This window comes from Aminobacter sp. MSH1, from assembly GCF_003071665.1.
GTDB classification, from domain to species: domain Bacteria; phylum Pseudomonadota; class Alphaproteobacteria; order Rhizobiales; family Rhizobiaceae; genus Aminobacter; species Aminobacter niigataensis.
The window spans coordinates 1220472-1245301 of sequence record NZ_CP026265.1 but is presented as its reverse complement, the minus strand read 5'-3'; the positions used below and the strand labels follow the sequence as shown (position 1 = coordinate 1245301).

Genomic DNA, 24830 nt, shown 5'->3' with positions numbered 1-24830 from the left:
TCAGGCGAAGTTTTTCGCGAAAGCGTCGATGTGACCCTTGAGCTTGCCGCGGAGGTCGTCGCTGAGCGCCTTCTCCGTACGGATGCCGTCGAGGACGTCCTTGCCTTCCGAGCGCATGTAAGCCAGCAGGCCCTGCTCGAACTTGCCAACCTTGTTGAGGGCGAGCTTGTCGAGGTAGCCGTTGACGCCGGCGAAGATCACGGCGACCTGCTCTTCGGTCTTCAGCGGCGAGAACTGCGGCTGCTTGAGCAGCTCGGTCAGACGCGCACCGCGGTTGAGTAGACGCTGGGTAGCAGCATCGAGGTCGGAGCCGAACTGCGCAAACGCCGCCATTTCGCGGTACTGCGCGAGCTCGCCCTTGATCGAGCCTGCAACCTGCTTCATCGCCTTGATCTGGGCCGACGAGCCGACGCGCGACACCGACAGACCGACGTTCACGGCAGGACGGATGCCCTGGAAGAACAGGTTGGTCTCGAGGAAGATCTGGCCGTCGGTGATCGAGATCACGTTGGTCGGGATGTAAGCCGAGACGTCGTTGGCCTGCGTCTCGATGACCGGCAGTGCGGTCAGGGACCCCGAGCCGTTTTCGTCGTTCAGCTTGGCCGAACGCTCGAGCAGACGCGAGTGCAGGTAGAAAACGTCGCCCGGGTAAGCTTCGCGGCCCGGCGGGCGGCGCAGCAGCAGCGACATCTGGCGATAAGCGACGGCCTGCTTGGACAGATCGTCATAGCCGATCAGCGCATGCATGCCGTTGTCGCGGAAGTATTCGCCCATGGCGCAGCCGGCGAACGGAGCCAGGAACTGCATCGGTGCCGGATCGGAAGCCGTGGCCGCGATGATGATCGAATATTCGAGCGCGCCGCGCTCTTCGAGCACCTTCACGAACTGCGCGACGGTCGAGCGCTTCTGGCCGACGGCGACGTAGACGCAGTAAAGCTTTTCCTTGTCCGGACCGGACTGGTGGATCGCCTTCTGGTTCAGGATGGTGTCGAGAATGATCGCGGTCTTGCCGGTCTGACGGTCACCGATGACCAGCTCGCGCTGGCCGCGGCCGACCGGGATCAGGGCGTCGATGGCCTTGAGGCCGGTCGACATCGGCTCATGCACCGACTTGCGGGGGATGATGCCGGGCGCCTTGACGTCGACGCGGCGGCGTTCCTTGGCCTTGATCGGGCCCTTGCCGTCGATCGGATTGCCGAGCGCGTCGACGACGCGGCCGAGCAGCTCCGGACCAACCGGGACGTCGACGATCGAGCCGGTACGCTTGACGGTGTCGCCTTCCTTGATGTCGCGGTCGGCACCGAAGATGACGACGCCGACGTTGTCGCTTTCAAGATTGAGCGCCATGCCGCGGATGCCGCCGGGGAACTCGACCATTTCGCCCGCCTGGACGTTGTCGAGACCGTAGACGCGGGCGATACCGTCGCCCACCGACAGAACCTGACCGACTTCGGTGACTTCGGCTTCCTTGCCGAAATTCTTGATCTGGTCTTTCAGAATTGCGGAAATTTCCGCGGCGCGGATGTCCATCAGCCGACCTCTTTCAGTGCAAGCTTGAGCGAATTGAGTTTGGTTTTGAGCGACGTATCGATCTGGCGCGAGCCCATCTTCACGATCAGGCCGCCGAGCAGCGAAGAATCTACGGCGACCGAGATCGCCACATCCTTGCCGGCGACGCTTTTCAGCGCTGCCTTGAGTTCCGTTTCCTGGGCTGCCGTCAGCGCATGCGCCGAGGTCACTTCAGCCGAGGTCTCGCCGCGATGCTCGGCAGCGATCTGGCGGAACGCCTTGATCATGCCGGGCAGGGCGAAAAGGCGGCGATTGCGCGCCACGAGGCGAAGGAAGTTGCCAGCCAGGCCGGTGATCTTGGCCTTGTCGGCGATCGCCGAGATAGCCTTTTCCTGGTCTTCGCCGGAGAAGACCGGGCTCTTGATCAGGCGGTCGAGATCGGCGCTGCCATCAAGCAGAGCGGCGAAACGACCAAGGTCGGCTTCTACCTTTGCAACGGCGCCTGCTTCGAGCGCGAGATCGAACAGCGATCCAGCATAACGCTCAGCAACACCGGAGATTGGCGAGGAAGATTGGGCCACGGACCGTCTTTTCTCTTGTCTGACAGGCCGCAAGATTGTTGGCGCGAGCGTTTGACTCTAGCTAAATCTCTGACCTTACTGCGTTTTTTGACCCCGGAGCTAGCGGCAGCCGCATCCCCCCGGCCGAAAGTCGATTGCCGTCTAGCACAGGCTTTTGAGGACCGCAACACGTCCTCTAACAGCCATTTCAGGCACTATTGTCGCATCTTGGGCATTGAGGCTGCTGCCGGACGGCGATTCACGGCCAGAAGCCGAAAACAAACCCCAGGGGTAGGACCGCCAGACCCAGTTCGATGACGATGGCTACCCAGTTGTACGGGGTGTTGGCGCCGTCCGACATCATGGCGACGATCCGCCCGAAGGCGGTGAACAGCCACGACACGCCGAGCGCCATGTAGAGCCACGGCTGGGCGAGCAGGATCGCGCACAGGCCGACGCCGAGAAAGAAGCCGGCCATGGTGGCGCGGCCCTGGGCGATCGCTTCGGGATTGTCGGGGCGAGCCTGCAGCCTGAGCAGGCGAAAGGCGATCCTCGGGGCGAAGAAGAGGATGACGCCGAACAGCAGCGTCACCGCTGCCGAGCTCCAAGCCAACCACTCGCCCTGGCTCATCGGCCACGGAAATGCGAACTCCATCTTTCCCCCTCCGCTAGTGCGCCTCGCGTCCCTTCGGAAGCACTAGCACTTTGAACCGGCCGCGAATACGCGGCGATCATAACCTGCGAACGCGCGCAACGCGAAGCCTGTCCGCCACCAGCCTTCCAGGCACGCACTGGCATTTTTATTTCGCCTCGTTTATATTATGACTACGTGTAACTACAAGGATGGCCCCCGTGAAAAAGATGCAGGTTCGCGAAGCGAAAGCCGGGTTTTCTGCGGTAATTGAAGCGGCCGAGAATGGCGAGCCGACCATTATCACCAAGCATGGCAAGCCAGCGGCTGTGGTTATCCCTGTCGGCGACGCGGAACGACTCTACCCAAATCGAAAACCCAATCTCGGGACATTTTTGATGAGCTTCCCCGGTGGGCTGGAGTTTGACCGCAACGACTCGCCGATGCGCGAGATTGATCTGTGACAGGCTTCCTGCTGGACACGTCCGTCCTGTCGGCGTTCGCTCCGGAGAGAAAGGCGACCTCTCCGGAAATCTCGGATTGGATGACCGCGCAGGGCGAGGCTCGGACGCTGTACTTATCCAGCATTACCGTCGCCGAAGTGGAGAAGGGTATTTGTAAGTTGCGACGCTTTGGCGGCATCGCGCGAGCCGATCGGCTGGCCACATGGCTGGATTCCCTGCTGTCCAGCTTTGGGGATCGCCTACTGGCCGTCGATGCTTCAGTTGCAAGGATAGCCGGTGCGATGGAAGATACAGCGGTTGCTCGCGGCCGTCACCCCGGCTTGGCCGATGTGTTGATAGCAGCAACAGCCCAAGCGCACGGCCTCTTGTTGCTAACCGCGAACGGCAGACACTTCGAGCCGCTCGACATCGCGCATATCAATCCATTCGAATCGTTGCCGGGCGAGTAGTATATTTGCCCTCGCAGCGCCCGCCGCGACACCAGGGTAGGACCATGGCCATACCTCAACGCATTGCCTGGTCGATCGGCCATCTCGAAGTCGAACCGGGCGACCGCCTGCTGGAAATCGGCTGCGGCCGCGGCGTCGCCATGGCCGAGATCGCCCCTCTGCTGGTCGATGGCCATATCACCGGGCTCGACCGGTCCGGTAGTGCCGTCAATTCGGCGGAGGAGAGAGTCCGGGCATCGATCGCTTCCGGCAAGGCGGCGCTCTTTCAAGCCGCCCTGGCGGATTGGTCTGGTCCCGGTCACGCCTTCGGCAAGGTCTTCGCCATCAACGTCAACCTGTTCTGGCTGGAGGCCGCGCGCGAGCTCAAGGTGATCAGTTCCCTGCTCACCCCTGGGGGCCGACTGTTCCTGTTCTTCGAGCCGCCAAGCGCCAGCCAGATCCCGACCATAGAGCACGCGATCGCCGTGCGCCTGAAGGCTGCGGGCTACACGCTGGAAAGGACGATGTACGGTCCGAGCCCGAAGCCGCCGCTGCTCGGCACGGTCGCGTCGCCCCGGGCCTGATCCGCCTACAGGAAACTCTGCGGGTCGATGTCGACCTGGACCCGCACCGATCCGCGCACCTTTGGCCCGGCGGCAAGCAGTGCGCGTATGTAGCCCTGGATGTCGGCCTTCCTATCGGCCTGCACCAGCAGCCGGAAGCGGTGGCGCCCGCCGATCAGGGCCAGCGGCGCCTCCGCCGGGCCGAGCACATGGACGTCCTGCGCAACCTGTGCTGCGCGCCTGAGGCCGCGTGCATGGCTCTCCGCCTCGGGCCGTGTCGCCGCGCTGACGATGATGCCCGCGAGCCTGCCGAAGGGCGGCAGCGCTGCCTTCTCGCGCTCGGAAATCTCGCGCTCGTAGAAGGCTTCCGAATCGCCCGAGACGATCGCCCGCATGACGGGGTGGTCGGGCTGGAAGGTCTGCAGCAGGCCGAGGCTCTTCTTGCCGGTGCGCCCTGCGCGGCCCGTCACCTGCGACAAGAGCTGATAGGTGCGCTCGGCGGCGCGCGGATCGCCATTGGCGAGGCCGAGATCGGCGTCGACGACGCCCACCAGCGTCATGTTGGGGAAATTGTGGCCCTTGGCGACCAGTTGGGTGCCGATGACGATGTCGGCCTCGCCGTTGGCGATCGCCTCCAGTTCCAGCCGTAGCCGCTTGACCCCGCCGAGCATGTCCGACGACAGCACGATGGTGCGCGCATCGGGGAAATGCGAGACGACCTCCTCGGCAATCCGCTCGACGCCCGGCCCGCAGGCGACGAGATGGTCGAAGGTGCCGCATTCCGGGCAGGCTTCGGGCCGCTTCTCGTTGTGGCCGCAATGGTGACAGACGAGTTGGCCGCGGAAGCGGTGCTCCACCAGCCATGCCGAGCAAACCGGGCAGCCGAAGCGATGGCCGCAGACCCGGCACAGCGTCAGCGGCGCATAGCCGCGACGGTTGAGGAACAGCAGCGATTGCTCCTGCCGGCCGAGCGTCTCGCGCATCTTGCCAAGCAGCACCGGCGACAGGAAACCGCCGCGCGCCGGCGGCGAACGCCGCATGTCGATGGTGGCAAGCTTGGGCAGTGCTGCCTCGGCAAAGCGCGCCGACAGCACCGAGCGCGCATACTTGCCCTGCTCGGCATTGACCCGGCTTTCGACCGAAGGCGTGGCGGAGGCCAGCACCACGGGGAAGCCGCCGATATGGGCACGCACCACGGCCATGTCGCGGGCGTTGTAGAAGACCCTGTCCTCCTGCTTGTAGGCAGGGTCGTGCTCCTCGTCGACGACGATCAGGCCAAGGTTGTTGAACGGCAAAAACAGCGCCGAGCGGGCGCCGGCAACCACCCGCACGCCGCCTTCCGCCACCTGGCGCCAGACACGCTCGCGCATCCTCGGCGGCAGGTCCGAGTGCCACTCCGCGGGCTTCGCGCCGAAGCGGTTCTGAAAGCGTTCGAGGAAGGCCTGGGTCAAGGCGATCTCAGGCAGCAGGATCAGCACCTGCTTGCCCTTGTCGAGCGCTGCCGCCACCGCCTCGAAATAGACCTCGGTCTTGCCCGAGCCGGTGACGCCATCGATCAGGGTGACGGCGAATCGGTCGGCTTCGACATGGCCGCGCAAGCTTACCGCCGCCGCTTCCTGGTCGCCCGTCAACTCGGCACTGCCATAGGACGTGTCGGGTGCTGCCACCACCGGACGCGGCGGGATCATCACCGTCTCGAACACGCCTTGAGCTCTGAGCCCGTCGACGACGGTCGAGGAAACGCCGGCGGCATGCGCCAGTCCCGAGCGGGTCCAGGCCATGCCGTCATTCGCCATCTCGAGCACGCGTGCGCGCGCCGCCGTCATCCGGTCGGGCTCGCCGTCGCTGCGCTTGAGGCCTTCCGTCCAAGGCTCCGGATCGAAGGCCTCTGGCGCCCGCAGGATCATCCGTGCCACCATGCCGGGTGGCGAGAGCGTATAGTGCGCGATCCAGTCGACAAGGCGGCGCATCTGGTCGGTGATCGGCGGGCAATCGAAGACATGGGCGATCGGCCTGAGCTTCTTCGGATCGACCGCCTCGACCGGACCGTCCCAGACGATGCCGGCCACTTCGCGCGGGCCCAGCGGCACGCGCACGACCGAGCCGGGCACCACTTGCATGCCGTCGGGGACGGCATAGGAATAGGCGCGCTCGGCCGGCATCGGCACCAGCACGGGGGCGGCCCTGGTTCTTGGCGAATCGGCGGTCATGACGCGTGACCTTGCCCCGAACTTGGTTTAGAGCAAAGGCCGACAAGTGCTGTGCCCCACAGGCACCCTTCCATTGCCAAGGAGAACCCCATGAAGTTTTTCGTCGACACCGCCGACGTGAAGGACATCCGCGAACTCAATGAGCTCGGCCTTCTCGACGGCGTCACAACGAACCCGTCGCTGATCCTCAAGTCCGGCCGCAACATTGCCGAAGTGACCAAGGAAATCTGCGACATCGTCGAAGGCCCGGTCTCCGCGGAAGTCGCTGCCACCGAATATGCCGAGATGATGAAGGAAGCGGCGGTGCTGTCGAAGATCGCCGACAACATCTGCATCAAGGTGCCGCTCACCCTCGACGGCCTCCGCGCCTGCCGCGCGCTGACCTCGGAAGGCCGCATGGTCAACGTCACGCTGTGCTTCTCCGCCAACCAGGCGCTGCTTGCCGCCAAGGCCGGCGCCACCTTCATCTCGCCCTTCATCGGCCGCCTCGACGACATGGCCGTCGACGGCATGGAGCTGATCGCCGAGATCCGCCACATCTACGACAACTACGGCTTCGACACCGAGATCCTTGCCGCCTCGATCCGCTCGACCGAGCACGTCAAGCGCGCCGCACTGATCGGCGCCGACGTCGCCACCATCCCGCCGGCAACGCTGAAGGCGCTGGTCAAGCACCCGCTGACCGACAAGGGCCTCGAGATGTTCCTGGCCGACTGGGCCAAGACCGGCCAGAAGATCGGCTGATCCTTCCGAAAGGATCGACCAAAGCCGGCGCCACAAGCGCCGGCTTTTTTGTGTCCCTTGCCGGTCAGGTCAGCGGCGGCAGGCGCCGCTTCACCGGCTGCGCCTTGACGATCGAGCTGTTGGTCTCGGCCTTGTCGGTGATCTGGTCGAGGATTTTATCGAGCTCGTCGATCGAGCGGATGTGCAGCCTGGCGATGAAACAGTCGTCGCCCGTCACCTTGTCGCATTCCGAGAACTGGGCGATGTCCTCGATCAGCTTCTGCACCTGATGCAGCTTGCCCGGCAGCGGCCGGATGCGCACGATCGCCTGCAGCGTATAGCCGAGTGCCTGGGGGTCGATGTCGACCGTGAAGGCGCGGATGACCCCGCGCTCCTCAAGCCGGCGCAACCGCTCCGACGTGCTCGGCGACGACAGGTTCACCCGCTGCGCCAGTTCCTTGAGCGAGATCCTGGCGTCGTCGACCAGGATTTCGACGATGCGCCTGTCCAGATCGTCCAGCATGCAATCCTCTTAGGCATTTTTCAGCGTCCACCTTACTTGATTAGGAGAATCCAAACAAACGCCTTCTGATATCCATATATTCCCGCAGACCATGAGCGTAAAAATACAGCCCTGAACAGAAAGGGCTGCGAGATGTCGGACAAGATGCGCGGAACCGTCGAAATGACCGCCGCAATGGTGATTTCGGGAACCATCGGACTGTTCGTCGTCCTGTCCGGCCAGCCGGTCATGGACGTGGTCTTCTGGCGTTGCGCCTTTGGCGCGGTCACGCTGCTGATCGTCTGTGCGGCGCTCGGTCTGTTCCGGCCCGAGGTGATGTCGCGCAGCCAGATCGCCTATGCAGCCATCGGCGGCGTCGCCATCGTCTCCAACTGGATCCTGCTGTTCGCCGCCTTTCCACGCGCTTCGATCTCGATAGCCACCGCCGTCTACAACACCCAGCCCTTCATGCTGGTGGCTCTGGGGGCGATGTTCTTCGGCGAGCGTCTGACGCTGACCAAGCTGGCGTGGCTCGGCATCGCCTTCGGCGGCATGCTGATGATCGTCCAGGCAAAATCAGGTGCAACCACCGGGACCGACTATCTCTCAGGCATCCTCCTGGCGCTGGGCGCTGCCTTCTTCTACGCGATTGCCGCCATCATCACCAAGAAGCTCAAGGGCGTGCCACCGCATCTGATCGCGCTGATCCAGGTAACGGTCGGCATCGCGATGCTCGCACCCTTCGCCAACTTCGGCCATCTCCCCACCGACGCCGGCACCTGGGCGCTGCTCATCGCCGTCGGCGTCATCCATACCGGCGTGATGTACATCCTACTCTACGGCGCGATCCAGAAGCTGCCGACCAACCTCGTCGGCGCTCTGTCCTTCATCTATCCGGTCGTGGCGATCCTGGCCGACTTCCTGGCCTTCGGCCATCGCCTGCAGCCGCTGCAACTGCTCGGCGCCGCAGCCATCCTGATCGCCGCTGCCGGGATGACGCTCGGCTGGTCGCTGGCGAGGCCTCGCGTTGCGCAAGCCTAAACGCCTCAGTCGTCCTCCGGCATCAGCCCGGTCGTCCGCATGCCTTCGATCATGGTGGCACCCTCCAGACGCACGACCGTCAGCGCCCGCGAACCGGTGCGCTCATGCACGAGATCGGCCAGTTCGCGCGAATGCGTGACCACCCAGACCTGCGTCCGTTCGGCGGCGCGGGCGACCATGTCAGCGAGTGCCGGCAGCATGCGCGGATGCAGGCTCGCCTCCGGCTCGTTGAGCGCGATGAGCCGCGGCAGGCGATAGGACATCAAGGCACCTGCCAGCGCCAGGAACCGGATCTGCCCATCGGACAGTTCCTGCGGGCGGAACACCCGCTGCGGAAACTCCGGCAGCACAAGCCCGAAGGTCGCCGTTTCGCCCGGCACCGGAACATCTAGCAGCGCCCCGCCAAGCGCCTCGGCGATGCAGCGGTCGAGATCGACGGTATCTTCCCTGATGTGCCGCAGCGTCGCAAAGACGGCGGCGAGATTGGCGCCATCCTCGTCAAGCATCGGCGCCGTCGTCGCCAGCGCCGGGCGGCGCACCAACGAATCCGCGTCGGTGCGAAAGCCATGATAGAAGCGCCAGCCGGCAACCGCTGCACGCAGGTCGCCGACCTCGGGATAGCGTCCGGCTCCGCCCAGCAGCGCAAGCGCAGTTTCAGAATTGAGGACGCGTTCGGTGTGTTCGACCCGGCGTCCGTCGCCGTCGCGGGCAAACACTGCAGGCCCCTTGCGGGTCATCATCTCGACCGGACGGCGTCCGGCCTCGACGGTAAGCGTCTCTTCCTTGACGTGCGGTTCGAAGGCAAAGCCGGCCGATACGGGCGGCGGCAGGCCGATCTCGACCTTGTAGCTGTATTTCGCCGCCGTTTCGTCGTCGACGAACTCGGCATCAATGACGACTCGAACCGGCTGGCCGGCGCGCCGCTTGCCCGACCACAGCGCCGAGCCCATCCCGCCCTCGGCCGCAATCTCGCGGGCCAGCGTTCCCTCGGCAGATGCCTGGATGAGTTGCAGCGAGCGGTAGAGGTTGGACTTGCCCACCCCGTTCTCGCCGACGAAGACACTGACCTGGCCGATGTCGAGCCGGATCGCTCTCAGCGAGCGGTAGCCTGCGGCCGAAAAGGATGTCAGCCGCATTGACCGACCTTCCGTAAAAGGGCCTCAGCCCTTCGACATGTCTTGGGCAATGGCCAGCCTGAGCAGTTCGGCAAGCTCGCGCGCCGCACGGTTCTCGGCGTCGCGCTCGGCGCGCATCCGCGCGAATTCCTGGCGTGGCCGGTCGAACGATGCAGAGACGTTGCGCTTGCCCGCGGCGATGCGCTTGCCGGTCTTGTCGGTGATGACATAGGTGCCGGTCAGCGTCACCGCACCCGCAGTCGGCTCGTCGTCCTTGCTGGTGACTTCGGCCAGCAGCGAGGACTCGGTGAGAGCCGCGACCGCCAGATCCATCGTGTAGGGCGCTGCGGCCTGCTGGCCCGCCCCGCCATTGAACATGAAGATCAGGTGGTTGCGGACTTCCTGGCCGTAGCGGGTGTTGACCGGCTTGATGTTGATCGAGGCCAGTTGCGTCGCCGTGCCGGCTTCGACGCCTGCCGACGCCGGGCCGTCCGAATAGAGCGGACGCACCGTGCAGGCAGACGCCAGTGCAAGCGCGGCCAGGAGGGCCAGACGGGCAGCAACGCGCACCGAACCGGCAGAATTTCGCGCATCAGGCAACGACATTGACGATCCTCTGCGGCACAACGATAACCTTGCGCGGCGACTTTCCATCCAGCGCCTTCTGCACTGCTTCCAGGGCCAGCGCCGCTTTTTCGACGGTCAATTGATCTGCGTCGCGGGCGATTGTCAAATCGGCGCGTTTCTTGCCGTTGATCTGCACCGGATAGGTGATTTCGTTGTCGACGATGAGCGCGGGATCGAATTTCGGCCACGGCCGGTCGGCGACCATGCCCTGGCCCCCGAGCGCCATCCAGCACTCCTCGGCCAGGTGCGGCATCATCGGTGCAATCATCACGATCAGGATGTCGACCGCCTCGCGCAAGGCCGAAACCATCTTCGTTGATGCCTTGCCGGCAGCAGCGTCGGCCATGGGCCCCTGCAGCGTGTTGGACAGCTCGTAGATACGCGCCACCGCCTTGTTGAAGGCGAGCTTGCCGATGTCTTCGCCTACAGCCTTCAGCGCCTTGTGCGCAGCCTTCGACACGACAGCTGCATCGCCTTCCGCCGATGCCTCGGCGTCGGCTTTCGCCAGCGCGTCGGCCGACTCGGAGATCAGGCGCCAGACCCGCTGCACGAAGCGGTGCGCGCCTTCGACACCGGCCTCGGTCCAGATCACGTCGCGCTCGGGTGGCGAATCCGACAGCATGAACCAGCGCGCCGTGTCGGCGCCGTAGCTGGCGATGATGTCGTCGGGGTCGACCACGTTCTTCTTCGACTTCGACATCTTCTCGATCGAGCCGATCTCGATCGGCGTGCCGTCGGAAAGCAGCGAAGCGCGGCGCTTGCCGTCAGCTTCCTCGATCTTGATCTCGACGGGCGTCACCCAGCCGTTCGGCCCCTTGTAGGTCTCGTGAACGACCATGCCTTGCGTAAACAGGCCCTTGAATGGCTCGGCAATGTTCAGGTGGCCTGCCTCGCGCATCGCGCGGGTGAAGAAGCGCGAATAGAGCAGGTGCAGGATCGCATGCTCGATGCCGCCGATATACTGGTCGACCGGCAGCCATTCATTGGCGGCCTTCGGATCGGTCGGCTCGTTCTCCCAAGGTGCGGTGAAGCGCGCGAAATACCACGACGAATCGACGAAGGTGTCCATCGTGTCGGTCTCGCGGCGCGCATCCTTGCCGCATTTCGGGCAAGCGACGTGGCGCCAGGTCGGGTGACGATCGAGCGGGTTGCCCGGACGGTCGAACTCGACGTCGTCGGGCAGCTTGACCGGCAGGTCGGCCTTCGGCACCGCCACCACGCCGCAATCGTCGCAGTGGATCATCGGGATCGGGCAGCCCCAGTAGCGCTGGCGCGAAATGCCCCAGTCGCGCAGGCGGAACTGCACCTTGCGCTCGCCCATCGGCCGGTTGCCGATCGAGATTTGCTCCAGACGGTTGGCGACGTCGTTGAACGCATCCGTCGGCTTCATGCCGTCGAGGAAGCGCGAATTGATCATCACGCCGTCGTCGGTATAGGCCTCCTCGGTGACCTGGAAGGTCGCGGCATCGCCGCCTTCCGGCATCACCACCGGCACCACGGGCAGGCCATACTTGTTGGCGAAGTCTAGGTCGCGCTGGTCACCCGACGGACAGCCGAAGATGGCACCGGTGCCGTATTCCATCAGCACGAAATTGGCGACATAGACCGGCAGCGTCCAGTTCTCGTCGAACGGATGGACGACGCGGATGCCGGTGTCCATGCCCTTCTTCTCGGCGGTCTCGAGCGCAGCCACCGACGTGCCCATGCGGCGCACGTCTTCCATGAAGGCGGCGAGCTCGGGCTTGTTTTCGGCAGCCTTCTTGGCCAGCGGGTGATCGGCCGAGATCGCCATGAACGAGGCGCCGAAGATGGTGTCGGGCCGCGTCGTGTAGACTGCGAGTTCGCTCTCGCCCGCAGGTGCGGTGCCGGCCGCCAGCGGCCAGCGGATCAGCAGCCCTTCCGAGCGGCCGATCCAGTTGCGCTGCATCAGCTTGACCTTCTCGGGCCACTCATCGAGGCCTTCCAGCGCATCCGACAGGTCCTGAGCGAAGTCGGTGATCTTGAAGAACCACTGCGTCAGCTCGCGCTGTTCGACCAGCGCGCCCGAACGCCAGCCGCGCCCGTCGATCACCTGCTCGTTGGCGAGCACGGTCATGTCCTCGGGGTCCCAGTTGACCTTGGACGACTTGCGCGTCACTAGGCCCTTCTCGACGAAGTCGATGAACAGCATCTGCTGGCGGTGGTAGTAGTCGACGTCGCAGGTCGCGAACTCGCGGCTCCAGTCGAGGGACAGGCCCATCGACTTCAGCTGCGTCCGCATCGTGTCGATGTTCTGGTAGGTCCAGGCCTTGGGGTGGACCTTGTTCTGCATCGCGGCGTTTTCCGCCGGCATGCCGAAGGCGTCCCAGCCCATAGGATGCAGCACGTTGCAGCCCATGGCCCGGCGATAGCGCGCGACGACGTCGCCCATCGTGTAGTTGCGGACATGGCCCATGTGGATGCGCCCCGACGGATAGGGGAACATCTCGAGCACGTAATATTTCGGCCGCGGATCGTCGTTCTTCGTCTCGAAGAGTTTTGCCTCGCCCCAGGCCTTCTGCCATTTGGGTTCGGATGCGCGCGGATTGTATCGTTCGGTTGCCATCGGATGTTTTTCACTTAAAAGCGTGCGTGGACCGGGGCGAAAACCCGCGGTTCAGGAAATCGTTGCCGGGTGTTCACCATGGATTCCCGGACCCGTCAACTCCGGCAGGCCGGGGGCGGGCAAAAAGCAGCAGGGCCAAAGTATGAAAAGCTCGGTCGAACAACTCACCCTGGTGAAGCATAAGATAGGTGCGGCCGAGCGCGAGGCCAACCGGCCGGACGGCTCCGCCACGCTCGTGGCCGTGTCCAAGACGTTCGACGCCGAGCACATCCGCCCTGTCATCGAAGCCGGCCAGCGCGCCTTCGGCGAAAACCGCGTCCAAGAAGCGCAGGGCAAGTGGCCTGAACTGAAGGCCGAGTTCCCCGACATCGAACTGCATCTCATCGGCCCCCTCCAGTCCAACAAGGCCAAGGAGGCCGTCGTCCTGTTCGACGTCATCGAGACGGTCGACCGCGAGAAGATCGCAGCGGAGCTTGCCAAGGAAATCGAACGCCAGGGCCGCGCGCCAAGACTCTATGTCCAGGTCAACACCGGCTCCGAGCCGCAGAAGGCCGGCATCGAACCGCGCGAGGCCGTTGCCTTCGTCAAGCGCTGCCGCGAGGTCCACGCCCTCGCCATCGAAGGGCTGATGTGCATCCCGCCAGCCGACGAGAATCCCGGACCGCATTTCGCGCTGCTGGAAAAACTGGCGCGCGAAGCCGGTGTCGAAAAGCTGTCTATGGGCATGTCGGGCGACTATGAACTTGCGGTTGCATTCGGCGCCACCAGCGTCCGGGTCGGCTCGGCGATCTTCGGCAGCCGGTAGGACGGCAATTCAGGAGTCCGTTGAACCGGTCGGTATCTTGCACTATATTCTGGCTAGCCAAGCTAGCTAGGTGATGACCATGAACTGGCATCTGCAGGACGCCAAGAACAATTTCTCCAAGCTCGTCCAACGTGCCCGCAACGAGGGACCGCAGACAGTGACGGTGCGGGGCGAGCCGGCTGTAGTGGTGCTTTCGACGGAAGAGTACGAAAAGCTTGCGGGCAAGCGGAAATCGATTGCTGAATACCTGCTGACCGGTCCAACTTGGGACGAAGAGTTTGCAGCGGAGGTCGAGCGTCGTCCAGACAACATGATCCGCGATATCGAGCTATGATATGTACCTGCTCGATACGAACATTGTCTCCGATGTCCAAAGGCGGCTTCCAAAGCCCACGGATTGGCTTGCCACGATCGACCCGTATTCGGTCAACTTGAGCGTCATCACCATAGGTGAGATCGAACGCGGCATCATCAAGCTGCAGCAGCAGGACGCAGAACGGGCAAGACGCCTGGAACTATGGTTGCGCAAATTGCGCCACGACAACGAAAAACGAATTCTCCCGATAACCGAGGAGGTTGCGCTGACTTGGGGCCGGCTGACTGCCGGACGGACAAGAGGCAGCGCCGACTCGCTCATTGCCGCCACGGCGCTGGCTCACGATCTCGTTCTTGTGACACGAAACGTCGCCGATTTCGACGGCATCAGCGTTCCGCTGCTTAACCCCTGGACCCTGTAGACTGACTCGCGGGCCTGCCTGGACAGAACGGGATAGAACGGGCCATAGTCCGCGCATGTACAAAAGGCCGGAGCTTGCGCCCCGGCCCTCTTCAAGCAATTTCGCAGTGGCCTATTCGGCTGCGACGATCTTGCCGCCTTCCCACTTGAACAGCGAGAAGCTCGGCGAGGTCAGGTCGCCGCTCTCGCCGTAGGTCAGGTTGCCGATGGCGGTGGCGATCGGCTCGCCCGACTTGAGCGCCGCGGCAACTGCTGCCGTGTCGTCGGCCTTGCCAGCCTTCTCGATGCCGGCCTTGAGCACTTCGACGGCCGCATAGGCGTTGAGCGTGAAGGCTTCCGGCGGGATGCCCTTGCCTTCGAGAACCTTGACGGCGTCGGCTGAAGCCGGGTTCTTCAGCGCGTCGGACGCGTTGGTGAACAGCGTGCCGGCGGCAGCCTCGTTGCCGATGGCCCAGAACTCGGTGTTGGAGAGACCCTCGCCGCCGATGATGACGGCATTAACGCCGCCGTCCTTCAGCTGGCGGGCCAGAAGACCGCCTTCGGGGTGATAGCCGCCGAAGTAGATCACGTCGACATTGTCCGCCTTGATGCGCGTGACGAGGGCCGAAAGGTCCTTCTCACCCGGGGTCAGCGAGTTCTGCTGCACTTCCTTCAGGCCGCCGGCGTTGATCGCCGCCCTGAAGGCATCCGCCAGGCCCTTGCCGTAGGTGCCCTTGTCGTCGATGACCGCGACGCGCTTGTCCTTCATGTTCTTGAGGACATAGGCGGCGGCGACTTCGGCCTGCTGGTCGTCGCGGCCGCAGGTGCGCAGCACGTTGGTCAGGCCACGGGTGGTGAGATCAGGCGCGGTCGCAGTCGGGGTCACCATCAGGATGCCGTTTTCGGCAAACACGTCCGAAGCAGGGATCGCGACGCCCGAAGTCACCGGACCGACCACATACTGCACGCTTTCGCCGACCAGCAGGTTGGCAGCCGAAACGCCCTGCTTGGGATCACCCGCATCGTCGGCAAGCTTCAGCACGACCTTCTCGCCGAGGATGCCGCCCTTCTCGTTGATGGCATCGACGGCCGCCTGGGCGCCGTTCTTAACCTGGGCGCCATAGGCCGCGACCGGTCCGGTCAGCGGCGCGACAAGGCCAATGGTGATGTCGGCGCGTGCTGCAGAACCAAATGCGAGCAATGCAGCGAGCGAGACGCCAGCTAGGATCTTCATGTTCATCGTAACTCTCCCTTTAACCCGCAAGCCTCGAGGGCACAGCGGAAGTTCTTGTGGCGGAATACCCGTCCCGGGACCTGCTTGCAATCAGCCCAGTGGCCACATCGCCCGCGATTGATTTGTGCCAGCACCTTTCGCAAGCTTGCGGCAGCGACGAAACCACGCGTCAGAAGTAGCGCCGCACCCGCGGATGCCGGCTCAGCGAGCCCGGCCTGTAGCGAGGATTGTAGCCGTCGAAGCGCTGCTCGATATCACCACACAGCCTGTCGACATCGACCTCCTTGCCTTGAATCGAGCGCGCTCCCGGCAACCAGAAAACACCCAGACCCGTGCGCTCGTCATGCGCGAGGCCAAGCACCTTTCCCTCGATCTCGACCGCGATGGGAAAATCGAGGCCGGACAAGCTGCGCAGCCTCTCCAGCATCCAGCCGAGACTGAGCTTGGCCAGGTTGTCGTCGTCGTCATATCCGCCGCCGATGTCGGAATGCACGCCCGGAAACCAGCATTGTTCGACGACCTGGCCCGACGCCCTGCCGTCGGCATCGACCTCGTCCCAAGGCACCAGAGCGAACGCCTTGCGGTTTTCGTCGATGGAGAGCGCATGCAAGCCCACCGGCACGCGTACCGACAGTTCGTTGTCGTGGAACGCGTGCTTGTAGGGGTTCACCATGTTCATGATGCCAGGCAGCCCGAGCGCGCGGACCGTGTCGAACACGCCGATCACATCGGGAACGACGGGTGCTGCACCGTATCTGGCGCCAAAGTCGGAACCGGCCTTCTGCCGCTCGGATTTGTCCCTGATCTTGTAGGCGCTGACGGCTTCGTCGGCGATGGCCCTTCGCCGCTTTGCGCCGGCGCCGTCCTTGTCCCGCGATATCGGCCCGCCGCGATCTGTGGTCGCGATCCCGCATGTCGCCAGCACGCCGCCGAGGCAGCGCACCGTGTAGGCGCCGCGGGAAAAGCCGAAGAGCCCGATCTTCATGCCGGGCTGCCAATCCAACATCAGCGCTTCATAGCAATCGACGATGTTTGCGGTGATACCCCAGCCGGTGGCCTTGCTCCAGAGATTGCGCAGGGTGCGCGTCCAGTTCCACTCACCTGCTTCCGGCGCGCCGAGCCCGGCATCGTAGAAGGCGCGGATGCCCGGCCTGCCGTCGATGGCCGAGTACATCTGGAAGACATTGGTATTCTTGAACTGGCGATCGCCGACCTGCTCGATCTCGTCGGCCCGGACGCCGCGCTGCCCGGTGCCGTCGGAAAAGATCAGAACCCAAGCGCCGCTTGCCTGAGACATGCCGCCTCCCGCCGACTGTCGCTCCACCGACGGCGGATACTAGCATGCGACGCACGCCCGCCTGCGCACAATTGGCCGCGCAAGGTTAACCGGCAGTCCGCCTAGTGCATGAGGAACTCGCCATCCACCTTGCGCCACTCGTTGGGCGCGATCAGCTTGCGATGGGTGTAGTGCACCGAATGCAGCGGGCCGTCGAGCTTGGCCCGCCAGAACTCGATGAAGCCGAACAGGATTGGGAATTTCGGCGCCAGGTCGTAGTCCTGCCAGATATATGTCTGCAGCACGTGCGGATGGTCAGGCAGATGGTAGAGAATTTCAGCTGTCGTCAGGCCGTAGCCCTTCAGCATCAGTTCCAGTTCAGAAGTGTCGTGCATCGCAAGCCTTCCGTGTCGAACAACTCCTCCACGGCATGAGTCTGCGCCGCGGTCGTTAACCGTCCACTAAAATGAACGTGATCCGCCCGTGATAAGTTCCAAGAAATCAGCCGTTTAGCACTCGACCGCGGCCATTGCTGATAGCTATATAGCGGCGGCGATTTGCCGCTGCGGAATGTGTCGAGGCAAATCCAATGTCTAATATTGTGACGCACTGCAAATTGATAATAATGCGCGCCAACGTGCGGCCCTGAGGTCGCCGTCCGCAGGCCATCAGGGGCCGTCGGATCGCATCCGGGAGGAAGGGAAAGAAATGTCCGAAGTCCGTGTCCACCGCATCCAGCCGGCGTGGAAGAAGAATGCGCTCATCGACAACGACACCTACCTGAAATGGTATGGCGAGAGCGTCAAGAACCCCGACAAGTTCTGGGGCAAGCACGGCAAGCGGATCGACTGGTTCAAGCCCTACACCAAGGTCAAGAACACTTCCTTCGAGGGCAAGGTCTCGATCAAGTGGTTCGAAGACGGCCTGACCAACGTCTCCTACAACTGCATCGACCGCCATCTGAAGAAGCGCGGCAACCAGACCGCCATCATCTGGGAAGGCGACAACCCCTACGACGACAAGAAGATCACCTACAACGAGCTCTACGAGCACGTCTGCCGCCTCGCCAATGTGATGAAGAAGCACGGCGTCAAGAAAGGTGACCGCGTCACCATCTACATGCCGATGATCCCCGAGGCAGCCTATGCGATGCTCGCCTGCACGCGCATCGGCGCCATCCATTCGATCGTCTTCGGCGGCTTCTCGCCCGACGCTCTGGCCGGCCGCATCGTCGACTGCGAATCGACCTTCGTCATCACCGCCGACGAAGGTCTGCGCGGCGGCAAGGCGATCCCGCTCAAGGAAAACACCGACAAGGCGATCGACATTGCCGCCAAGAACCACGTCATGGTCAAGGACGTGCTGGTCGTGCGCCGCACCGGCGGCAAGATCGGCTGGGCTCCGGGCCGCGACCGCTGGTACCACGACGAAGTCCGCTCGGTGAAAGCCGAGTGCAAGCCCGAGAAGATGAAGGCCGAGGATCCGCTGTTCATCCTCTACACCTCCGGCTCGACCGGCAAGCCCAAGGGCGTGCTGCACACCACCGGCGGCTATCTCGTCTATGCCGCGATGACCCACCAGTATGTCTTCGACTACCATGACGGCGACATCTACTGGTGCACCGCCGATGTCGGCTGGGTCACCGGCCACAGCTACATCGTCTATGGTCCGCTCGCCAACGGCGCGACCACGCTGATGTTCGAGGGCGTGCCCAACTATCCTTCCGCCTCGCGCTTCTGGGATGTCGTCGACAAGCACAAGGTCAACATCTTCTACACCGCGCCCACCGCCATCCGCGCGCTGATGGGTGCGGGCGACGATCACGTGAAGAAGTCCTCGCGCAAGTCCCTGCGCGTGCTGGGTTCCGTCGGCGAGCCGATCAACCCCGAAGCCTGGGAGTGGTACTACAACGTCGTCGGCGACAAGAAGGTGCCGATCGTCGACACCTGGTGGCAGACCGAGACCGGCGGCATCCTGATCACGCCGCTGCCCGGCGCTACCGACCTCAAGCCGGGCTCCGCGACACGGCCGTTCTTCGGCGTGGTTCCCGAGCTGGTGGACAATGAAGGCAAGCTGCTCGAAGGCGCTGCCGACGGCAATCTGTGCATCGCCGATTCCTGGCCGGGCCAGATGCGCACCGTCTATGGCGACCACGAGCGCTTCATCCAGACCTATTTCGCCACATACAAGGGCAAGTACTTCACCGGCGACGGCTGCCGCCGCGACGCAGACGGCTACTACTGGATCACCGGCCGCGTCGACGACGTCATCAACGTCTCCGGCCACCGCATGGGCACGGCGGAAGTCGAGTCGGCACTGGTCAGCCACGACAAGGTCTCGGAAGCCGCCGTGGTCGGCTACCCCCACGACATCAAGGGCCAGGGCATCTACAGCTATGTCACGCTGATGTCCGGCATCGAGGCCACCGAGGACCTGCGCAAGGAGCTCGTCGCCCACGTCCGCAAGGAGATCGGCGCCATCGCCTCGCCCGACAAGATCCAGTTCGCGCCCGGCCTGCCCAAGACGCGCTCCGGCAAGATCATGCGCCGCATCCTGCGCAAGATCGCCGAGGACGATTTCGGCGCATTGGGCGATACCTCGACGCTGGCCGATCCGGCCGTCGTCGACGATCTCGTCGCCAACCGCCAGAACAAGCGCGCCTGAACGGACCCATCCCCTCGCGCCACCAGTGCGAGGGGAGCCGGCCTGCAAGTGCGACTAGATCGATGGTCGCACTTGCGCAAACTGCGAAAAGACCCCACCTTGCTATTCGTGTTCAACGAACTGAAAGGAGGTGATCCGATGTCGAGTGATTTCGTTTTCCTGAACGTGGCCTCTACGGATTGCCTTCTCGGGAAGCAGCCTTCCTGAGCGATGCATGACGTGCGGCGGGTGATGCCCCGGCATCGCTGCTGAAGGCCGCGCCACGGACGAAACACGGAAAGGCCGCGTCTTCGCAAGAAGCGCGGCCTTTTTGATTCCTGGAGATCGCGCCTATTTGGTCAGCGACAGCTGTTCGATGTTGCGGGCGATGGTTTGGAAGGCATCGTCGAGTTCCTTGCCCGTCGAGACTTCGAAAGAACGCTTCAAGGTGCCGGTATCGGGCGTCGCGCAGTTCTTGAGCACGGCCTTGGCTGCATTCCTTTCGGACTTCGAGGTATCCTTGTTGTCGAGATCGAAGCCGATGGTGAAGACCTCGATGCCGTCCTTCTTCATGTTGGCGCAGATGCTTTCGGCGTAGCTTCCGGACTTCACCGACTGGCCGCCCTGGGCCTTCCCGGACACGCCTGCGAAGGCGGTGTTGAACAGGCCATCGGTCATCAGGATGGCGACCTTCGCAACCTTCTTCGCATCGGGATCCGACGGGCCCGCGCCAAGGTTCGCGTCCTTGATGGCGGTGCGCCATTTGGGCGAAAGCATGTAATAGCCCCATTGCGCCGCGATACCGCCTGCTGTCACCCCGTTCGCCCTGAAACCGTCGATCGCGGTCGTCAGCTTCGCCATATCGGCGGTTAGCGGTATCAGCTTCGCCGAGGGGCAAGACCCCACCCGGTCGTCGCGATTGACCCTGGCGAGGTAGATCTCGCCCTTGTTGTTCTCGCGCTCGGTATAGGGTCCGTCATCGCTGAAGTCGGCGGCTCCGTCCTTGTCCTTGCGCTCGGTGGCGCAACCGTCGCCACCGCTGCTGGCGGATACGGCCTGAACGGCATCGATCGGCGGCGGCAGGTCCGACTTGCCCGGCTTCTCGACGAAGACGGCATCCGAAAGCCCGCCGGTGTTGACCGCCTCGGCATAGGGAACCAGCGCAATGCGTATGCGCGGCTTGTCGGCGTCCTGGCCGGTTAGAAGGATGCTGACGGCGTTCTGGGCGGCCGTCTTCAGGTCCTTGATCTTCTGCCCGCCCATGGAGCCGGTGACATCGAGCATCATCGCAACTTCGATGCGCTTGTCGGAATAGAGCGACGCGGTCGTTGCCGAAACGCGCTGGCGATTGGCCGTACCGAAGAGCGGGAAGAAGATGTCGACGTCGATCTCGGCGGTCGCCTCGACCGTGCCCGCCAGCTTGTCGACGGTCACACTGCGCAGCACCACCTTCTCGCCCGGCGCCAGCAGGTTCGCGGCGTTGACCTCGAGGAGCGTCCGGACGGAGGAGTCCGCATCTTCCGGCTTGATCCTCCCTGTCGTCAGGTCGCGGGCCGTCGACGTCACCGCAGCATCGACCGCCAGCGACAGGCTGGATTTGACATTGGAAAGCTGGACGATGTTGAGCCCGAACCCGGCAGCCATGGCCAGCAACGGAATCGTCACGCCGCCCAGGACGGCAAAATTGCCCCGACGATCCCCGGCCAGGCGAAGTGCCGTCCGTCCCACCTTCCGAAATTGCAACATGTCCCGCCCCGCCATTCGATTGCCTCTGGCGAAGGGCGTTGCAGGAAACTGGCCGTGTCGGCCTCGGGCCGGCCCTAGCCGGCCGGCGCATGTGCAAGCTATTGAATTCGCGAGGTTTCAGCTGGCATCAGGGTAAATGTAATGTAAACAGCGCCACCAGACGCGCAATTTCTTCACCATTCACTAACCATGATGCATACGGCTCACCAAGGTCGATGGCAAAACTGTCCCATTTCGGTGCGTCGGGAATGTCCCAAAATCTGTCAGTGCGGCACCAGGAGGCACGCCCGTCGCCGCCCCCAGGCCAATCGGCCTACCTCCTCGGCTCGCCGCTGACCGGATCGATCTTGATTTCAACCTTGGCCTTATCAGACGTGTAATAAACCACGTCATAATAGCCTTCACTCTCCCAATCCATCTCGGAGATGTAGTGGAACTGATCGCGCTGCTCGATCTTGGCGATGATCTCGGACAGCTTGAGCGAATTCTGCGGCGGCACCGCCGGATCCTTGGTCTGGGCGTGCGCCGGCATGGCGGCAAGCAATACAGCAAGCACGAGTCCCGAAATCATCTTGGTCATAGCAGCTCCTTGCGCAATTCTTGGGAAAACGAACGGCTCACGACTTCGGTTCCATCGCTGCCAGCAAGGTGCACGCGAGCCCAAGTGCCGTCAGAAGTCGCTGGTCAGCCCCTTGATTTCCCAGTCGCCGTAGCGCCCGGGTTCCTTGCCGCCGCGGCCGCCGATCTCGCGCGGCAGCTTCGCCTCCTGCGCCCTGTAGGCTTCCCGGCGTGCCTCGGCTTCAGCCAAGGCGCGCTTGGCAGCCGGCGAAAGCTCCTTCGGCGCCGGCTGCTCCGGCTCGATTTGCGGCATGGCGTCGTTCATGGGATTCCTCGGAAATGATTGAAACGCACCCTCGTCTCTCCCATCATATAGCGAAGCGCGCAGCCGGGATCGACCCTGGCGCGTACGGAAAAGGACGAAACGGACGATGAACATGTTGCGGACGGCGATGCTTCTGGCGACCATGACGGCGCTGTTCATGGGCGTCGGCTACCTGATCGGCGGTTCGGGCGGCATGACCATCGCGTTCCTGATCGCGGCGGGCATGAACCTGTTCAGCTACTGGAACTCCGACAAGATGGTTCTGCGCATGAACCATGCCGTCGAGGTCGATGAGCGCAACGCGCCGGAATACTACGCCATCGTGCGCGGGCTTGCGGCCAATGCCGGCCTGCCGATGCCGAAGGTCTACCTGATCGACAATCCGCAGCCCAACGCCTTTGCCACCGGCCGCAATCCTGAGAATGCCGCCGTCGCCGCCACCACCGGCTTGTTGCAGCGCCTCAGCCACGAAGAGGTCGCGGCCGTGATGGCGCACGAACTCGCCCACGTCGAGAACCGCGACACGCTGATCATGACGATCACCGCGACGATTGCCGGCGCGATCTCGATGCTCGGCAACTTCGCCTTCTTCTTCGGCGGCAACCGCGACAACAACAATCCGCTCGGCTTCATCGGCGTGCTGGTGGCGATGATCGTCGCACCTTTCGCCGCCATGCTGGTGCAGATGGCGATCAGCCGAACGCGCGAATATTCGGCCGATCGTCGTGGCGCGGAAATCTGCGGCAATCCGCTCTGGCTCGCTTCCGCCCTTGACAAGATCGCTCGCAACGTCGAACGCATCCACAACCCCGAAGCCGAGCGCAATCCTGCCATGGCTCCCCTCTTCATCATTAATCCTCTATCCGGCGAGCGCATGGACAATCTCTTTTCGACCCACCCCAATACTGAAAACCGCATCGCCGCCCTTCAGGCGATGGCGAATGAGGGTGTCAGTCGTCCTGCATCGCGCACGGCACCGCAGCAACCGACCGCCCAGCACACCGCTCCTTCCAGCCAGCAGGGCCCGTGGGGCGGTCGCCCCTCCGAGGAGGCGGCACCCGAGCAGCCGCGCCCGTCCGGCCCATGGGGCCGCAATCCGACCGGGCCGAAGGGCCCGAGGTCGTGAGCGCCGATCAGCGCGACCAAAAGCGAAACCGCGCACGCACCGGCGACAGCAAGGGCAACCGGCCATCCATCGTTCCCGATGTCCCCGGCATCGCCGCGCGCATGGCCGCCGCGCGCCTGCTGGCAGCCACCATTGACGCCAGGACGCCGCTCGACGGCTTGACCGATCACGAGCACGGCCATCCGCAGTTCCGGGCGCTGGACCTGCGCGACCGCGGTCTCGTCCGCGCCATCCTCGCCACGGCGCTGCGCTATCGTGTCACCATCGCCAAGCTGCTCGCACGGCGCTTGGAGAAGCCGCTCCCGGCCAACGCCACGGTGCTCTCCCATATCCTGCATGTCGCGGCGGCCCAGATCCTGTTCCTCGACATCCCCGACAGCGCTGCCGTCGACCTCGCTGTCACCCACGCCAAGGCGGACCCGCGCACCGTGCGTTTTTCAGGCCTGGTCAACGGCGTGCTGCGCACCCTTGCCCGTGCCAAGGATGCCGAACTGCCCGAGATGCTGGCCACGACGAACGACGCCCCGGGCTGGTTCGTCGAGCGGCTGACCGCAGCCTATGGCGCGGACGAAGCTCAAAAGATTCTCGCAGCGCATCGCATCGAAGCACCTGTCGACTTCTCCATCAAGGCCGATGCCGCGAAATGGGCCGAGCAGTTGGGCGGCATAGTCCTGTCCACCGGCTCGGTGCGCATCGAGCGCCTTGCCGGTCCGGTCGCCGAATTGCCCGGTTTCGCTGAAGGCGCCTGGTGGGTCCAGGACGCCGCCGCGGCGCTCCCCGCAAAGCTGTTTGGTGACGTCGCCGGCCAGCGTGTCGCCGACCTGTGCGCCGCTCCCGGCGGCAAGACCGCCCAGCTCGTGCTCACCGGTGCCAAGGTCACTGCGGTCGAAGCCTCGAAGAACCGCCTCGCTCGCCTTGCCGGCAATCTCGAGCGCCTTGGCCTCGACGCCGACAAGGTCAATGCCGACATTCTCGCCTACGAGCCGGAGGAATTGTTCGACGCCGCGCTGCTCGACGCGCCGTGCTCGTCGACCGGCACCGTGCGCCGCCACCCCGACGTGTTGTGGACGAAATCACCTGATGACATCACCAAGCTCGCCGGCGTGCAGCGCGGCCTGCTCGACCGCGCGGTGAAGCTGGTGAAGCCAGGTGGCCGGATCGTCTTTTCCAACTGCTCGCTCGATCCCGAGGAAGGCGAGGCGCTCGTCGCCGGCTTCCTCGCCGATCACAAGGGCAAGGTCGAACTCGATCCGATTCGCGTCGGCGAGGTCGCCGGTATCGACGATTTCGTCACTGCCGCAGGATATTTGCGTACCACGCCGGCAGGCCTCGACCTCGGCAATCCCGCCGTCTCCGGCCTCGACGGCTTCTTTGCCGCGCGCTTCCGTCGTCTCGCCTGATCCACGCATTTACCAAAAATTCACCCTCGCGCCCGCCATTGAAAC

The 24830-nt window shown here is 63.9% G+C and carries 25 protein-coding genes; 11 read left to right on the top strand and 14 right to left on the bottom strand.

Annotation, left to right across the window (positions count from 1 at the left end):
* The 3 genes from atpA to CO731_RS06090 form a co-directional block, all read right to left on the bottom strand.
* Entirely contained in the window at positions 1 to 1530 is a 1530-nt protein-coding gene (atpA, locus tag CO731_RS06100) for a F0F1 ATP synthase subunit alpha (protein WP_108606391.1), read from the bottom strand.
* Positions 1530 to 2090, bottom strand: coding sequence for a F0F1 ATP synthase subunit delta (locus CO731_RS06095; RefSeq protein ID WP_108606390.1), 561 nt, complete (start codon positions 2088 to 2090; stop codon positions 1530 to 1532). Before CO731_RS06095 ends, atpA begins: the two co-directional genes overlap by 1 nt.
* A 238-nt stretch (positions 2091 to 2328) precedes the next feature.
* Positions 2329 to 2724 (bottom strand): DUF4345 family protein, encoded by a 396-nt coding sequence (locus tag CO731_RS06090; RefSeq protein WP_108606389.1) that lies wholly within the window; start codon positions 2722 to 2724, stop codon positions 2329 to 2331.
* 188 nt (positions 2725 to 2912) lie between these two features.
* Between CO731_RS06090 and CO731_RS06085 the strand changes: the two genes are divergently transcribed.
* Genes CO731_RS06085 through CO731_RS06075 form a run of 3 tightly spaced genes read left to right on the top strand, consistent with a single transcriptional unit; the run spans position 2913 to position 4176 of the window.
* A complete protein-coding gene (locus CO731_RS06085) occupies positions 2913 to 3164 on the top strand; it encodes a type II toxin-antitoxin system Phd/YefM family antitoxin (RefSeq protein WP_343207440.1) in 252 nt (83 codons plus the stop codon).
* Positions 3161 to 3613: a type II toxin-antitoxin system VapC family toxin gene (locus CO731_RS06080; RefSeq protein ID WP_108606388.1), complete on the top strand. Its 453-nt coding sequence runs from the start codon at positions 3161 to 3163 to the stop codon at positions 3611 to 3613. Before CO731_RS06085 ends, CO731_RS06080 begins: the two co-directional genes overlap by 4 nt.
* Before the next feature lie 44 nt (positions 3614 to 3657).
* Positions 3658 to 4176: a class I SAM-dependent methyltransferase gene (locus tag CO731_RS06075; protein ID WP_108606387.1), complete on the top strand. Its 519-nt coding sequence runs from the start codon at positions 3658 to 3660 to the stop codon at positions 4174 to 4176.
* Positions 4177 to 4181: 5 nt separating this feature from the next.
* Here the strand turns inward: CO731_RS06075 and CO731_RS06070 are convergent, their stop codons facing one another.
* Entirely contained in the window at positions 4182 to 6365 is a 2184-nt protein-coding gene (locus tag CO731_RS06070) for a primosomal protein N' (protein ID WP_108606386.1), read from the bottom strand.
* Positions 6366 to 6455: 90 nt separating this feature from the next.
* Between CO731_RS06070 and fsa the strand changes: the two genes are divergently transcribed.
* Positions 6456 to 7109, top strand: coding sequence for a fructose-6-phosphate aldolase (gene fsa / locus CO731_RS06065; RefSeq protein ID WP_055974926.1), 654 nt, complete (start codon positions 6456 to 6458; stop codon positions 7107 to 7109).
* Positions 7110 to 7173: 64 nt separating this feature from the next.
* On the opposite strand, the gene CO731_RS06060 is transcribed toward fsa, so the two are convergent.
* Positions 7174 to 7611, bottom strand: coding sequence for an Lrp/AsnC family transcriptional regulator (locus CO731_RS06060; RefSeq protein WP_108606385.1), 438 nt, complete (start codon positions 7609 to 7611; stop codon positions 7174 to 7176).
* A gap of 132 nt (positions 7612 to 7743) precedes the next feature.
* On the opposite strand from CO731_RS06060, the gene CO731_RS06055 reads away from it, so the two are divergent.
* The gene (locus tag CO731_RS06055; RefSeq protein ID WP_108606384.1) at positions 7744 to 8631 is read left to right on the top strand and encodes a DMT family transporter; all 888 of its coding nucleotides are present in this window, start codon (positions 7744 to 7746) and stop codon (positions 8629 to 8631) included.
* 5 nt (positions 8632 to 8636) lie between these two features.
* Here CO731_RS06055 and CO731_RS06050 read toward each other — a convergent pair whose 3' ends face one another.
* Genes CO731_RS06050 through leuS form a run of 3 tightly spaced genes read right to left on the bottom strand, consistent with a single transcriptional unit; the run spans position 8637 to position 12957 of the window.
* A complete protein-coding gene (locus tag CO731_RS06050) occupies positions 8637 to 9767 on the bottom strand; it encodes an AAA family ATPase (protein ID WP_108606383.1) in 1131 nt (376 codons plus the stop codon).
* Positions 9768 to 9791: 24 nt separating this feature from the next.
* On the bottom strand, positions 9792 to 10352 hold the full coding sequence (gene lptE, locus CO731_RS06045; protein WP_108606382.1) for an LPS assembly lipoprotein LptE: 561 nt from the start codon (positions 10350 to 10352) through the stop codon (positions 9792 to 9794).
* A complete protein-coding gene (leuS, locus tag CO731_RS06040) occupies positions 10339 to 12957 on the bottom strand; it encodes a leucine--tRNA ligase (RefSeq protein ID WP_108606381.1) in 2619 nt (872 codons plus the stop codon). Before leuS ends, lptE begins: the two co-directional genes overlap by 14 nt.
* Before the next feature lie 142 nt (positions 12958 to 13099).
* Between leuS and CO731_RS06035 the strand changes: the two genes are divergently transcribed.
* The 3 genes from CO731_RS06035 (at position 13100) to CO731_RS06025 (ending at position 14499) form a co-directional block, all read left to right on the top strand.
* Positions 13100 to 13762, top strand: a complete 663-nt coding sequence (locus CO731_RS06035) for a YggS family pyridoxal phosphate-dependent enzyme (RefSeq protein ID WP_108606380.1) — start codon at positions 13100 to 13102, stop codon at positions 13760 to 13762.
* Between the two features lie 79 nt (positions 13763 to 13841).
* Positions 13842 to 14096, top strand: coding sequence for a type II toxin-antitoxin system Phd/YefM family antitoxin (locus CO731_RS06030; protein WP_108609662.1), 255 nt, complete (start codon positions 13842 to 13844; stop codon positions 14094 to 14096).
* A gap of 1 nt (position 14097) precedes the next feature.
* Positions 14098 to 14499: a type II toxin-antitoxin system VapC family toxin gene (locus CO731_RS06025; RefSeq protein ID WP_108606379.1), complete on the top strand. Its 402-nt coding sequence runs from the start codon at positions 14098 to 14100 to the stop codon at positions 14497 to 14499.
* A 111-nt stretch (positions 14500 to 14610) separates the two neighbouring features.
* On the opposite strand, the gene CO731_RS06020 is transcribed toward CO731_RS06025, so the two are convergent.
* The 3 genes from CO731_RS06020 to CO731_RS06010 all read right to left on the bottom strand — a co-directional run bounded on the left by CO731_RS06020 (position 14611) and on the right by CO731_RS06010 (position 17382).
* A complete protein-coding gene (locus CO731_RS06020) occupies positions 14611 to 15717 on the bottom strand; it encodes a branched-chain amino acid ABC transporter substrate-binding protein (RefSeq protein WP_108606378.1) in 1107 nt (368 codons plus the stop codon).
* A gap of 163 nt (positions 15718 to 15880) precedes the next feature.
* Positions 15881 to 17008, bottom strand: a complete 1128-nt coding sequence (locus tag CO731_RS06015; RefSeq protein WP_108606377.1) for a DUF2235 domain-containing protein — start codon at positions 17006 to 17008, stop codon at positions 15881 to 15883.
* 101 nt (positions 17009 to 17109) lie between these two features.
* Positions 17110 to 17382, bottom strand: coding sequence for an usg protein (locus CO731_RS06010; protein WP_108606376.1), 273 nt, complete (start codon positions 17380 to 17382; stop codon positions 17110 to 17112).
* 313 nt (positions 17383 to 17695) lie between these two features.
* Here CO731_RS06010 and acs point away from each other — a divergent pair, with 313 nt between their 5' ends.
* Positions 17696 to 19651: an acetate--CoA ligase gene (gene acs / locus CO731_RS06005; protein WP_108606375.1), complete on the top strand. Its 1956-nt coding sequence runs from the start codon at positions 17696 to 17698 to the stop codon at positions 19649 to 19651.
* A 330-nt stretch (positions 19652 to 19981) separates the two neighbouring features.
* On the opposite strand, the gene CO731_RS06000 is transcribed toward acs, so the two are convergent.
* From CO731_RS06000 to CO731_RS05990, 3 genes are all read right to left on the bottom strand, one after another.
* Positions 19982 to 21376 carry a pilus assembly protein gene (locus CO731_RS06000; RefSeq protein WP_108606374.1) on the bottom strand — a complete coding sequence of 465 codons (1395 nt, stop codon included), beginning with the start codon at positions 21374 to 21376 and terminating at the stop codon, positions 19982 to 19984.
* A gap of 313 nt (positions 21377 to 21689) precedes the next feature.
* A complete protein-coding gene (locus tag CO731_RS05995) occupies positions 21690 to 21956 on the bottom strand; it encodes a PepSY domain-containing protein (protein WP_108606373.1) in 267 nt (88 codons plus the stop codon).
* 90 nt (positions 21957 to 22046) lie between these two features.
* Positions 22047 to 22259 carry a DUF1674 domain-containing protein gene (locus CO731_RS05990; protein ID WP_108606372.1) on the bottom strand — a complete coding sequence of 71 codons (213 nt, stop codon included), beginning with the start codon at positions 22257 to 22259 and terminating at the stop codon, positions 22047 to 22049.
* A gap of 106 nt (positions 22260 to 22365) precedes the next feature.
* Here CO731_RS05990 and htpX point away from each other — a divergent pair, with 106 nt between their 5' ends.
* Both htpX and CO731_RS05980 read left to right on the top strand, forming a co-directional pair.
* Positions 22366 to 23385, top strand: coding sequence for a zinc metalloprotease HtpX (htpX, locus tag CO731_RS05985; RefSeq protein ID WP_108606371.1), 1020 nt, complete (start codon positions 22366 to 22368; stop codon positions 23383 to 23385).
* Positions 23343 to 24785, top strand: coding sequence for an RsmB/NOP family class I SAM-dependent RNA methyltransferase (locus CO731_RS05980; RefSeq protein WP_108606370.1), 1443 nt, complete (start codon positions 23343 to 23345; stop codon positions 24783 to 24785). The genes htpX and CO731_RS05980 overlap by 43 nt, the downstream gene beginning before the upstream one ends.
* Positions 24786 to 24830: the final 45 nt, after the last annotated feature.

Coding starts and splice junctions, on each gene's coding strand:
- CO731_RS06050 (WP_108606383.1), bottom strand. CDS start 9,767: ATGCGGCTGACATCCTTTTCGGCCGCAGGCTACCGCTCGCTGAGAGCG.
- lptE (WP_108606382.1), bottom strand. CDS start 10,352: ATGTCGTTGCCTGATGCGCGAAATTCTGCCGGTTCGGTGCGCGTTGCT.
- CO731_RS06070 (WP_108606386.1), bottom strand. CDS start 6,365: ATGACCGCCGATTCGCCAAGAACCAGGGCCGCCCCCGTGCTGGTGCCG.
- CO731_RS06035 (WP_108606380.1), top strand. CDS start 13,100: ATGAAAAGCTCGGTCGAACAACTCACCCTGGTGAAGCATAAGATAGGT.
- fsa (WP_055974926.1), top strand. CDS start 6,456: ATGAAGTTTTTCGTCGACACCGCCGACGTGAAGGACATCCGCGAACTC.
- CO731_RS05990 (WP_108606372.1), bottom strand. CDS start 22,259: ATGAACGACGCCATGCCGCAAATCGAGCCGGAGCAGCCGGCGCCGAAG.
- CO731_RS06055 (WP_108606384.1), top strand. CDS start 7,744: ATGTCGGACAAGATGCGCGGAACCGTCGAAATGACCGCCGCAATGGTG.
- CO731_RS06085 (WP_343207440.1), top strand. CDS start 2,913: ATGGCCCCCGTGAAAAAGATGCAGGTTCGCGAAGCGAAAGCCGGGTTT.
- CO731_RS05995 (WP_108606373.1), bottom strand. CDS start 21,956: ATGACCAAGATGATTTCGGGACTCGTGCTTGCTGTATTGCTTGCCGCC.
- CO731_RS06000 (WP_108606374.1), bottom strand. CDS start 21,376: ATGTTGCAATTTCGGAAGGTGGGACGGACGGCACTTCGCCTGGCCGGG.
- CO731_RS06010 (WP_108606376.1), bottom strand. CDS start 17,382: ATGCACGACACTTCTGAACTGGAACTGATGCTGAAGGGCTACGGCCTG.
- CO731_RS06020 (WP_108606378.1), bottom strand. CDS start 15,717: ATGAACATGAAGATCCTAGCTGGCGTCTCGCTCGCTGCATTGCTCGCA.
- leuS (WP_108606381.1), bottom strand. CDS start 12,957: ATGGCAACCGAACGATACAATCCGCGCGCATCCGAACCCAAATGGCAG.
- CO731_RS06090 (WP_108606389.1), bottom strand. CDS start 2,724: ATGGAGTTCGCATTTCCGTGGCCGATGAGCCAGGGCGAGTGGTTGGCT.
- CO731_RS05980 (WP_108606370.1), top strand. CDS start 23,343: ATGGGGCCGCAATCCGACCGGGCCGAAGGGCCCGAGGTCGTGAGCGCC.
- CO731_RS06025 (WP_108606379.1), top strand. CDS start 14,098: ATGTACCTGCTCGATACGAACATTGTCTCCGATGTCCAAAGGCGGCTT.
- CO731_RS06060 (WP_108606385.1), bottom strand. CDS start 7,611: ATGCTGGACGATCTGGACAGGCGCATCGTCGAAATCCTGGTCGACGAC.
- atpA (WP_108606391.1), bottom strand. CDS start 1,530: ATGGACATCCGCGCCGCGGAAATTTCCGCAATTCTGAAAGACCAGATC.
- CO731_RS06030 (WP_108609662.1), top strand. CDS start 13,842: ATGAACTGGCATCTGCAGGACGCCAAGAACAATTTCTCCAAGCTCGTC.
- CO731_RS06075 (WP_108606387.1), top strand. CDS start 3,658: ATGGCCATACCTCAACGCATTGCCTGGTCGATCGGCCATCTCGAAGTC.
- CO731_RS06015 (WP_108606377.1), bottom strand. CDS start 17,008: ATGTCTCAGGCAAGCGGCGCTTGGGTTCTGATCTTTTCCGACGGCACC.
- acs (WP_108606375.1), top strand. CDS start 17,696: ATGTCCGAAGTCCGTGTCCACCGCATCCAGCCGGCGTGGAAGAAGAAT.
- htpX (WP_108606371.1), top strand. CDS start 22,366: ATGAACATGTTGCGGACGGCGATGCTTCTGGCGACCATGACGGCGCTG.